Here is a 13,528-nt window from a genome sequence, read left to right as displayed (position 1 = left end):
GGCCTTGGTGAGGCGCGCGCCGAAACCGATTCAGACGGATCGGAATCGTCGACATCCGATTCCGGTTCCTCCCCGCAATCAGGGGGCGCTCAGTCGGCGGAGGACCCCTCTGCCGCCGCGGAACCAACGCCGGATTCGAGTTCGACGTCGACCGCTTCGGCTGGTCAACCCGCGTCGTCGAGCGCTGCGGGTGAACCCGACACCTCGCCACCCGACATGCAGGTGGCGAACTCCGGCGGCGTGATCGATTCGACGAACGACGCGGGCCAGGCGACCGACGACGACACCTCCTCGCCGTCGGAACCCACGTCAGACCCGGTCGGCGACACCGAATCGCCGTCCACGGAGTCGACGAACTCGGACGTTGCCACAACCCCCGCAGAGGGCTCTGAGCAACTTTCCTGGCCAACCGACGAGTCACCCGTCGCGACCGCCCCGCAGGGCGACTCCTCGCCGAGCGGCGCGGCCGACACCGGCGATGCGTCGAGCCCCGACCCCGCGACGACGCCGGTCGTCACCCAGATCCCCGAAACGGAACTATCCGTCGCCGCGCCGGGCGATGAGCTGTCGCTCGCCGAACCCACGGTGGAGGGTCTCGCCTTCAGCTCGACCGCTGAGGGCTCCGAGCCGGAGACCACGGCGACGTCCGAGATGGTCGACGTCGCGAGCATGGTGGTGTCGGTGTATCTGTCGCCGTTCGCGGAACCCGGAGCACCGGTCAGTCCGGTGCAGCCCTCCATCGTGTGGGCGGTTCTGGCCTGGATCCGTCGGGAGATTCAGTACACCTTCTTCAACCGCACCCCGCAGGTGAGTCCGCAGGACATCACCCTCGTGCTCGGCCCCGGCGAGGTCAGTGAGCCGATTCCGTTCTACGGATACGACGCGGACGGCGATCACATCAGGTATCGGGTGCCCACCCGCGGTCATTGGGGCGGACCATCCCACGGCACCGTCACCGTCGACCAGATGACGGGGACGTTCACCTACCAAGCCGACGCGGGTTACACCGGACCGGACGAGTTCACCGTCATCGCCAGCGACGTCGCGAACTGCTTCCACATTCACGGACTACTCAGCTTCCTGAGCCCCCACTTCGCCCACAAGGACACCGCGGTCATCAGCCTGATGTCGTTCGCGCCGAACGCCGTCCCCGTCACCGTCGCGGACAGCTACACGACCAACGAGGACGGCACCCTGACGGTCAGTGCGGCTGCCGGCGTTCTCGCAAACGACAGCGACCCCGACGCCGAACCGCTGAGCGTCGCCGAACCGGGCGTCATCACCACCGCGCACGGATCGGTGAACCTGGCCGCCGACGGATCGTTCGTCTACACCCCGACCCCCGACTACGCCGGCTCGGACTCGTTCACCTACTCCGCCACCGACGGAATGGGCACCAGCGCCCCGGCTACGGTGACGATCACCGTCACGGCCATCAACGACGTTCCCGTCGCCGCCGGCGACACGGTGACTACCGCCGAGGACAACGCGGTCTCGGGCAACGTTCTGAGCAACGACATCGACGTCGACAACGCGCTGCTGACAACGTCTCTGGCGAGCGGTCCGACCCACGGCACCGTGACGCTCGGCCTCGACGGATCGTTCATCTACCGGCCCGACGACGACTACTACGGCCCGGATTCCTTCACCTACACCGCGAGCGACGGCTGGTCTACGAGTGCCCCGGCGACGGTCGCGATCACCGTCACCCCCGTCAACGACGCCCCGGTCGCGGTCGGCGACACCTTCACCACCACCGAGGACGACGCGGTCTCGGGCAACCTCGTGAGCAACGACACGGACGTCGACAACGCCCTGCTGACAACGACTCTCGCGAGTCAGCCGACGCGCGGCACCGTGACGCTCGGCCTCGGCGGCTCGTTCATCTACACCCCCACCGGGAACTATTACGGCATCGACAGTTTCACCTACACCGTCAGCGACGGGACGGTCAGCAGCGCGCCGGCCACCGTCACCGTCACCATCACCGCCGTCAACGACACCCCGGTCGCCGTCGGCGACACGTTCACCACCGCCGAGGACTCAGCCCTTGCCGGGCACGTGCTCGGCAACGACACCGACGTCGACAGCGCGATACTCACGACGACTCTGGCCGATGGACCCAGCCACGGCTCCGTCATCCTGGGGCCCGACGGGTCGTTCATCTACACTCCCGACGACGACTTCTACGGCTCCGATTCGTTCACCTACACCGCGAGCGACGGGACGGCCACCAGCAGTCCGGCGACGGTGACGATCACCATCACGGCGGTCAACGACGCCCCTATCGCCGTCGGTGACACGTTCAGCACCGCCGAGGACGTCGCCCTCGCAGGCAACGTCCTGGGCAACGACACCGACATCGACAGTTCCTCGCTCACAACAGTTCTCGCGAGCGGGCCGACCCGAGGGACCGTCGTGCTGGGGCTCGACGGCTCGTTCATCTACACTCCGCCCGACGACTACCGCGGCTTCGACTCGTTCACCTACACCGTGTCCGACGGGGCGATCACCAGCAGTCCGGTCACGGTGACGATCACCATCACGGCGGTCAACGACGCCCCTATCGCCGTCGGCGATACGTTCAGCACCGATGAAGACGCCGCCATGGCGGGCAACGTCCTCGGTAACGATCTCGACGTCGACAGTCCCTTCCTCACGACGAATCTGTCGAGTGGGCCCAGCCACGGCTCCGTCATCCTGGGGCCCGACGGATCGTTCATCTACACACCCGACGACGACTTCTACGGAAGCGATTCGTTCACATACACCGCCAGCGACGGGACGGCCACCAGCACGCCCGCCACCGTCACCATCACCGTCGCCGCCTTCAACGACACTCCCGTCGCGGCGGGTGACGGCTACGCCGTGGCGGAGAACGGCACCTTGGTCGTCATCACCGATGTCGGGGTGCTGGCCAACGACTCCGACGTCGACGGCGACACTCTCACAGCGACTCTGGTGAGCGGCCCGGCCCACGGCACCTTGACGTTCAACACGAACGGGTCCTTCACCTACACGCCCGACGCGGCCTTCAACGGCGTGGACTCGTTCACCTACCGGGCCTCCGACGGCCAGGTCACCAGCAACCTGGCCACCGTCTCCATCTCCATCACCGCGGTGAACGACACCCCGGTCGCGGTCGGCGACGCGTACACCGTCGCCGAGGACGGCACGCTCAACCAGGGCACCGGCACCGGGGTGCTGGCCAACGACACCGACGTCGAGAACAGTGCGTTGACAGCCACTCTGGTGAGCGGCCCGGCCAACGGCACGCTGACTCTCAACGCGAACGGGTCGTTCACCTACACCCCGACGGCGAACTTCAACGGCACCGACAGCTTCACCTACACCGCGACCGACGGTCAGGCCACCAGCACCGCGGCCACGGTCACCATCACCGTGACTGCGGTGAACGACGCCCCGGTCGCGGTCGGCGACTCGTTCACCACTAACGAGGACACTCAGCTGGCCGGTGGTGTCCTGGCCAACGACTCCGACATCGACAGCGGGTCGCTGACCGCATCGGTGGTCACCGGCCCCAGTCACGGCACGCTGAGTTTCAACACCGACGGGACGTTCACCTACAGCCCGAACGCCAACTACACCGGTGCGGACTCGTTCACCTACCGGGCCTCCGACGGCCAGGTCACCAGCAACCTGGCCACCGTCTCGATCTCCATCACCGCTGTGAACGACGCTCCCGTTGCAGTCGGCGACTCGTTCACCGTCGATGAGGACACCGAACTGGTCGGCAACGTCCTGGGTAACGACACCGACGTCGAGAGTAATTCTCTCACTGCGACTTTGGCGAGTGGTCCGGCCAACGGCACGCTCGTCCTCAACGCGAACGGGTCGTTCACCTACACCCCGGACGTGGACTTCAACGGCACCGATAGCTTCACCTACACGGTCTCGGACGGTCAGGCCACCAGTACCGCCGCCACCGTCTCGATCTCCATCACCGCGGTGAACGACGCTCCCGTTGCAGTCGGCGACTCGTTCACCGTCGATGAGGACACCGAACTGGTCGGCAACGTCGCCGGTAACGACACCGACGTCGAGAATAATTCGCTCACTGCGACTTTGGCGAGTGGGCCGGCCAACGGCACACTCGTCCTCAACGCGAACGGGTCGTTCACCTACACCCCGGACGTGGGCTTCAACGGCACCGACAGCTTCACCTACACCGTGAGCGATGGCACCGACGCCAGTGCCGCGGCGACCGTGACCATCACCATCACCGCGGTCAACGACGCTCCCGTCGCGGTGGACGATGCGTTCACCGTCGATGAGGACACCGAACTGGTCGGCAATGTCCTGGGTAACGACACCGACGTCGAGAATAATTCTCTCACTGCGACTTTGGCGAGTGGTCCGGCCCACGGCACGCTCACTCTCAGCGCCAACGGGTCGTTCACCTACACCCCGGACGTGGACTTCAACGGCACCGACAGCTTCACCTACACGGTCTCGGACGGCACCGATGCGAGTGATCCGGCCACCGTGACGATCACCATCACCGCGGTCAACGACACCCCGATCGCAGTGGACGACTCGTTCACCGTCGATGAGGACACCGAACTGGTCGGCAACGTCGCCGGTAACGACACCGATGTCGAGAACAGCACGTTGGCGACGACTCTGGACAGTGGGCCGGCCAACGGGACCCTGACCTTGAATGCGAACGGGTCGTTCACGTACACACCCGATGCGGACTTCAACGGCACCGACAGCTTCACCTACACCGTGAGCGATGGAACGGACGCGAGTGACCCGGCGACGGTGACGATCACGATCACCGCGGTGAACGACGCTCCCGTCGCGGTCGGCGATGCGTACACCGTCGCCGAGGACGGCACGCTGACCGTCCCGGTAGGAACCGGGGTGCTGGGTAACGACACCGATGTCGAGAACGGTTCTCTGACCGCCACTCTGGCGAGTGGTCCGGCCAACGGCACGCTCACTCTCAGCGCCAACGGCTCCTTCACCTACACCCCGGAAGCGGACTTCACCGGAACCGACAGCTTCACCTACACCGTCTCCGACGGCACCGATGCGAGTGATCCAGCCACGGTCACCATCACGATCACCGCGGTGAACGACGCTCCCGCGGCGGTCAACGACTCGTTCACTGTCGCTGAGGACACCGAACTGGTCGGCAACGTCCTGGGTAACGACACCGATGTCGAGAACAGCACGTTGACCGCGACTCTGGCGAGTGGTCCGGCCAACGGCACCCTGACCTTGAATGCGAACGGCAGCTTCACCTACACCCCCGACACCGATTTCAACGGCACCGACAGCTTTACCTACACCGTGAGCGACGGTACCGACGCGAGTGATCCGGCGACGGTGACGATCACCATCACGGCGGTGAACGACGCCCCGGTCGCGGTGGACGATTCGTTCACCGTCGATGAGGACACCGAACTGGTCGGCAACGTCCTGGGCAACGACACCGATGTCGAGAACGGTTCTCTCACCGCCACTCTGGCGAGTGGCCCGGCCAACGGCACCCTGACCTTGAATGCGAACGGCAGCTTCACCTACACCCCCGATGCGGACTTCACTGGCACCGACAGCTTCACCTACACCGTCTCGGACGGCACCGATGCGAGTGATCCAGCCACGGTGACCATCACGATCACCGCGGTCAACGACGCTCCCGTTGCAGTCGGCGACTCGTTCACCGTGGCCGAGGATACTCAGCTGACGGGCAATGTCCTGGGTAACGACACCGATGTCGAGAATAATTCTCTCACTGCGACTTTGGCGATTGGTCCGGCCAACGGCACGCTCGTCCTCAACGCGAACGGGTCGTTCACCTACACTCCGGATACGGACTTCGCTGGCACCGACAGCTTCACCTACACGGTCTCGGACGGCACCGACAGCAGTGGTCCGGCGACGGTGACGATCACGATCACGGCGGTGAACGACGCTCCCGTGGCGGTGGACGATGCGTTCACCGTGGCCGAGGATACTCAGCTGACGGGCAATGTCCTGGGTAATGACACCGATGTCGAGAACAGTTCGTTGACAGCCAGTCTGGTGGCCGGCCCGGCCAGCGGCACGTTGACCTTCAACGCCAACGGCAGCTTCACCTACACCCCCGACACCGACTTCACCGGGACCGACAGCTTCACCTACACCGTCTCGGACGGTCAGGCCACCAGCACCGCCGCCACCGTCTCCATCTCGATCACCGCGGTGAACGACGCTCCCGTTGCAGTCGGCGACTCGCTCACCGTCGATGAGGACACTCAGCTGACGGGCAACGTCCTGGGTAACGACACCGACGTCGAGAACAGCACTCTGACGGCGACTCTGGACAGTGGGCCGGCCAGCGGCACCCTGACCTTCAACGCCAATGGGAGCTTCACCTACACCCCGGATGCGGACTTCGCCGGGACCGACAGCTTCACCTACACCGTCTCCGACGGCACCGACGCGAGTGATCCAGCCACGGTCACCATCACGATCACCGCGGTCAACGACGCTCCCGTTGCAATCGGCGACTCGTTCACTGTCGCTGAGGACACCGAACTGGTCGGCAACGTCCTGGGCAACGACACCGACGTCGAGAACGGTTCTCTCACCGCCACTCTGGCGAGTGGGCCGGCCAACGGCACCCTGACCTTGAATGCCAATGGCAGCTTCACTTACACCCCCGATGCGGACTTCGCCGGGACCGACAGCTTCACCTACACCGTCTCCGACGGCACCGACAGCAGTGGTCCGGCGACGGTGACGATCACGATCACGGCGGTGAACGACGCTCCCGTGGCGGTGGACGATGCGTTCACCGTGGCCGAGGATACTCAGCTGACGGGCAACGTCCTGGGTAACGACACCGATGTCGAGAACAGTTCGTTGACAGCCAGTCTGGTGGCCGGCCCGGCCAGCGGCACGTTGACGTTCAACGCCAACGGCAGCTTCACCTACACCCCCGACACCGACTTCACCGGGACCGACAGCTTCACCTACACCGTGAGCGACGGAACCGATGCGAGTGATCCAGCCACGGTGACCATCACGATCAACGCGGTGAACGACGCTCCGGTCGCCGTCGACGACTCCTTCACCGTGGCTGAGGACACTCAGCTGACGGGCAACGTCCTGGGCAACGACACCGACGTCGAGAACAGCACGTTGACCGCGACATTGGACAGTGGGCCGGCCAACGGGACCCTGACGTTCAACGCGAACGGGTCCTTCACGTACACCCCCGACACCGACTTCACTGGCACCGACAGCTTCACCTACACCGTGAGCGACGGCGCGGATACCAGCACCGCGGCCACCGTCACCATCACCGTCACCGCGGTGAACGACGCCCCGGTCGCGGTCGATGACGGCTTCACCGTGGCCGAGGACACTCAGCTGACGGGCAACGTTCTCGGCAACGACACCGATGTCGAGAACAGCACGTTGACCGCGACATTGGACAGTGGCCCGGCCAGCGGCACCCTGACGTTCAACGCGAACGGGTCCTTCACGTACACCCCCGACACCGACTTCACTGGCACCGACAGCTTCACCTACACCGTGAGCGACGGCGCGGATACCAGCACCGCGGCCACCGTCACCATCACCGTCACCGCGGTGAACGACGCCCCGGTCGCGGTCGATGACGGCTTCACCGTGGCCGAGGACACTCAGCTGACGGGCAACGTTCTCGGCAACGACACCGATGTCGAGAACAGCACGTTGACCGCGACGCTGAACAGTGGCCCGGCCAGCGGCACCCTGACCTTGAATGCGAACGGCAGCTTCACTTACACCCCGGATGCGGACTTCGCCGGGACCGACAGTTTCACCTACACCGTCTCCGACGGCACCGATGCGAGTGACCCGGCGACGGTGACGATCACGATCACGGCGGTGAACGACGCTCCCGTGGCGGTCGGCGACTCGTTCACTGTCGCCGAGGACACCGAGCTGACGGGCAACGTTCTTGGCAACGACACCGACGTCGAGAACAGTTCTCTCACGGCGACTCTGGACAGTGGCCCGGCCAACGGCACCCTGACCTTCAACGCCAACGGCAGCTTCACCTACACCCCCGACACCAACTTCAACGGAACCGACTCGTTCACCTACACCGTCAGCGACGGCACCGACACCAGCACCGCCGCCACCGTCACGATCACCATCACGGCGGTCAACGACGCTCCCGTCGCAGTCGACGACGGCTTCACCGTGGCCGAGGACACCGAGTTGACGGGCAATGTCCTGGGTAACGACACCGACGTCGAGAACAGCACCCTCACCGCGACATTGGACAGCGGTCCGGCCAACGGCACGCTCGTCCTCAACGCGAACGGCTCGTTTACCTACACCCCGGATGCGGACTTCAACGGCACCGACTCGTTCACCTACACGGTGAGCGATGGAACCGATGCGAGTGATCCGGCGACGGTGACGATCACCGTCACCGCGGTGAACGACGCCCCGGTCGCCGTCGACGACTCCTTCACCGTGGCTGAGGACACTCAGCTGACGGGCAACGTCCTGGGCAACGACACCGACGTCGAGAACAGCACGCTGACGGCGACTGTGGCGAGTGGTCCGGCCAACGGCACGCTCACTCTCAACGCGAACGGCAGCTTCACCTACACCCCCGACGCGGACTTCACCGGCACCGACTCGTTCACCTACACCGTCTCGGACGGAACCGATGCGAGTGATCCAGCCACGGTGACCATCACGATCAACGCGGTGAACGACGCTCCGGTCTCCGTCGACGATGCGTACACCGTCGCCGAGGACGGCACGCTGACCGTCCCGGTAGGCACCGGGGTCCTGGCTAACGACACCGACGTCGAGAACAGCACCCTCACCGCGACATTAAACAGTGGGCCTGCCAACGGCACCCTGACCTTCAACGCCAACGGCAGTTTCACGTACACCCCGGACGCGGACTTCAACGGCACCGACAGCTTCACCTACACCGTCTCCGACGGCACCGACACCAGTGCCGCCGCCACCGTCACGATCACCATCACGGCGGTGAACGACGCTCCCGTCGCGGTGGGGGACTCGTTCACCGTCGCTGAGGACACCGAACTGGTCGGCAATGTCCTGGGTAACGACACCGATGTCGAGAACAGCACGTTGACGGCGACTCTGGACAGTGGCCCGGCCAACGGCACGCTCGTCCTCAACGCGAACGGCTCGTTTACCTACACCCCGGATGCGGACTTCAACGGCACCGACTCGTTCACCTACACGGTGAGCGATGGAACCGATGCGAGTGATCCGGCGACGGTGACCATCACGATCAACGCGGTGAACGACGCTCCGGTCGCCGTCGACGACTCCTTCACCGTGGCTGAGGACACTCAGCTGACGGGCAACGTCCTGGGCAACGACACCGACGTCGAGAACAGCACGTTGACCGCGACATTGGACAGCGGTCCGACCAACGGCACGCTCACTCTCAACGCGAACGGCAGCTTCACCTACACCCCCGACGCGGACTTCACCGGCACCGACTCGTTCACCTACACCGTCTCGGACGGCACCGATGCGAGTGATCCAGCCACGGTGACCATCACGATCACGGCGGTGAACGACGCTCCCGTCGCGGTCGGCGACGCGTTCACCGTGGCTGAGGACACCGAACTGGTCGGCAACGTCCTGGGTAACGACACCGACGTCGAGAACAGCACGTTGACCGCGACGCTGGACAGTGGTCCGGCCAACGGCACGCTCGTCCTTAACGCGAACGGGTCGTTCACCTATACCCCGGATGCGGACTTCGCCGGCACCGACTCGTTCACCTACACCGTCTCGGACGGCACCGACACCAGTGATCCAGCCACGGTGACCATCACGATCACGGCGGTGAACGACGCTCCCGTCGCGGTCAACGACTCGTTCACCGTCGCCGAGGACACCGAACTGGTCGGCAACGTCCTGGGTAACGACACCGACGTCGAGAATGATTCTCTCACTGCGACTTTGGCGAGCGGCCCGGTCAGCGGCACGCTCACTCTCAACGCGAACGGCAGCTTCACCTACACCCCCGATGCGGACTTCGCCGGGACCGACACCTTCACCTACACCGTCTCGGACGGCACCGATGCGAGTGATCCAGCCACGGTGACCATCACGATCACCGCGGTCAACGACGCTCCCGTCGCGGTCGGCGACTCGTTCACCGTGGCCGAGGACACCGAGCTGGTCGGCAACGTCCTGGGCAACGACACCGACGTCGAGAACAGCACCCTCACCGCGACTCTGGACAGTGGGCCGGCCAACGGGACGCTCACGTTCAACGCGAACGGCAGCTTCACCTACACCCCCGATGCGGACTTCGCCGGGACCGACAGCTTCACCTACACCGTCTCGGACGGCACCGATGCGAGTGACCCGGCGACCGTCACGATCACAATTGCCGCGGTCAACGACGCCCCCGTCGCGGTGGCCGATGCGTACACCGTCACCGAGGACGGCACGCTGACCGTCCCGGTGGGCACTGGCGTCCTGGGTAACGACACCGACGTCGAGAACGGTTCTCTGACCGCCACTCTGGACAGCGGTCCGGCCAACGGCACCCTGACCTTCAACGCCAACGGCAGCTTCACCTACACCCCCGACACCGATTTCAACGGCACCGACAGCTTCACCTACACCGTCTCCGACGGCACCGATGCGAGTGACCCGGCGACCGTCACGATCACGATCACCGCCGTGAACGACGTTCCGGTCGCGGTCGCCGACGCGTACACCGTCGCCGAGGACGGCACTCTCACTCAAACCAGCGGCACCGGGGTCCTGGCCAACGACACCGACGTCGAGAACAGCACCCTCACCGCGACATTGGACAGCGGCCCGGCCAACGGCACCCTGACCTTGAATGCCAACGGCAGCTTCACCTACACCCCGGATGCGGACTTCAACGGCACCGACAGCTTCACCTACACCGTCAGCGACGGCACCGACACCAGCACCGCGGCCACCGTGACCATCACGATCACCGCGGTCAACGACGCCCCCGTCGCGGTCGACGACTCCGTCACCACCAACGAGGACACCCAGGTCTCCGGCGGTGTCCTGGCCAACGACTCCGACATCGACAGCGGATCCCTGACCGCGGCGGTCGTCACCGGCCCCAGTCACGGCACGCTGAGTTTCAACACCGACGGGACGTTCACCTACACCCCGAACGCCAACTACACCGGTGCGGACTCGTTCACCTACCGCGCCTCCGACGGCCAGGTCACCAGCAACCTGGCCACCGTCTCCATCTCCATCACCGCGGTCAACGACACCCCGGTCGCGGTCGCCGACGCGTACACCGTCGCCGAGGACGGCACGCTGAACCAGGGCGCCGGCACCGGGGTGCTGGCCAACGACACCGACGTCGAGAACAGCGCGTTGACAGCCACTCTGGTGAGCGGTCCCGCCAACGGCACGCTGACTCTGAACGCGAACGGGTCGTTCACCTACACCCCGACGGCGAACTTCAACGGCACCGACAGCTTCACCTACACGGCCACCGACGGTCAGGCCACCAGCACCGCGGCCACGGTCACCATCACCATCACGGCGGTGAACGACGCCCCGGTCGCGGTCGGCGACTCGTTCACCACCACCGAGGACACCCAGCTGGCCGGTGGTGTCCTGGCCAACGACTCCGACATCGACAGCGGGTCGCTGACCGCGGCGGTGGTCACCGGCCCCAGTCACGGCACGCTGAGCTTCAACACCGACGGGACGTTCACCTACAGCCCGAACGCCAACTACACCGGGGCGGACTCGTTCACCTACCGGGCCTCCGACGGCCAGGTCACCAGCAACCTGGCCACCGTCACCATCTCCATCACCGCCGTGAACGACACCCCGGTCGCGGTCGCCGACGCGTACACCGTCGCCGAGGACGGCACGCTGAACCAGGGCGCCGGCACCGGGGTGCTGGCCAACGACACCGACGTCGAGAACAGTGCGTTGACAGCCACATTGGTTAGCGGCCCGGCCAACGGCACGCTCACTCTGAACGCCAACGGCAGCTTCACCTACACCCCGACGGTGAACTTCAACGGCACCGACAGCTTCACCTACACCGCGACCGACGGTCAGGCCACCAGCACCGCGGCCACGGTCACCATCACCATCACGGCGGTGAACGACGCCCCGGTCGCGGTCGGCGACTCGTTCACCACCACCGAGGACACTCAGCTGGCCGGTGGTGTCCTGGCCAACGACTCCGACATCGACAGCGGGTCGCTGACCGCGGCGGTGGTCACCGGCCCCAGTCACGGCACGCTGAGTTTCAACACCGACGGGACGTTCACCTACACCCCGAACGCCAACTACACCGGGGCGGACTCGTTCACCTACCGGGCCTCCGACGGCCAGGTCACCAGCAACCTGGCCACCGTCTCCATCTCCATCACCGCCGTGAACGACACCCCGGTCGCGGTCGCCGACGCGTACACCGTCGCCGAGGACGGCACTCTCACTCGAACCAGCGGCACCGGGGTCCTAGCCAACGACACCGACGTCGAGAACAGTGCGTTGACAGCGACTCTGGTGAGCGGGCCGGCCAACGGCAGTCTGACGCTGAACGCCAACGGGTCGTTCACCTACACCCCGAATGCCAACTTCAACGGCACCGACAGCTTCACCTACACCGCCACCGACGGTCAGGCCACCAGCACCGCGGCCACGGTCACCATCACCATCACGGCGGTGAACGACGCCCCGGTCGCGGTCGGCGACTCCGTCACCACCAATCAGAACACCCAGGTCTCCGGGGCTGTGCTCGCCAACGACACCGACATCGAAGGCACGACGCTGACCGCCGCGGTCATCACCGGCCCAAGCAACGGCACGCTGAGCTTCAACACCGACGGAACGTTCACCTACACCCCGAACGCCAACTACACCGGGGCGGACTCGTTCACCTACCGGGCCTCCGACGGCCAGGTCACCAGCAACCTCGCCACCGTCTCCATCACGGTGGTCGACAACGTTGCGCCGACTGCGGTCGGGGTGCAGACCACCAACAGCGGCACACTCGGGCGTGCCGAACAGAACGACACCATCGTCTACACGTTCAGCGAGCCGATCGATCCCGGCACGATCCTCGCCGGCTGGGACGGCAGCGCGACCAGCGTCGTCGTCCGGATCTGGGACGGTGACATCCTTCTCGGCATCCTCGGCGGCAACGACACCCTCCAGGTCTACGACGCGACCAACACCACGGCTATTGGACTGGGGACGGTCAGCCTCGGTGGTGATAGCTACGCCAACGGACTGCTCGGCGGACTACTGGGATCCAACATCCGCTTCGGCGCCACCGGGACTGCGTCGACGATGACGATGAGCGGTAACACGGTCACGATCGTGCTCGGGACCTACAGCTCATCGAACTCTCTGCTCGTCGGCCAAGGCACCGAAACGACCGCGGGGACGATGGTGTGGACGCCGACGACGGGGCCGGAGGACCTTGCGGACAACCCGCTCACGATCGCTACCGCGACCGAGTCCGGAGGCTCGGACAGGGAGTTCTGAC

At 65.5% G+C, this 13,528-nt stretch carries 1 protein-coding gene; it reads left to right on the top strand.

Features of this window, described 5'->3' with window-relative positions; translation table 11 throughout:
- Nucleotides 1-240 precede the first annotated feature (240 nt).
- Nucleotides 241-13,527 carry a cadherin-like domain-containing protein gene (locus NM203_RS09015; RefSeq protein WP_255059507.1) on the top strand — a complete coding sequence of 4,429 codons (13,287 nt, stop codon included), beginning with the start codon at nucleotides 241-243 and terminating at the stop codon, nucleotides 13,525-13,527.
- The last annotated feature ends 1 nt before the right edge of the window (nucleotide 13,528 follow it).

It is taken from the genome of Mycolicibacterium arenosum (genome assembly GCF_024320865.1).
Lineage (GTDB): Bacteria > Actinomycetota > Actinomycetes > Mycobacteriales > Mycobacteriaceae > Mycobacterium > Mycobacterium arenosum.
The sequence above is the reverse complement of the archived record's forward strand: the minus strand, read 5'-3'. Positions and strand labels throughout refer to the sequence as shown.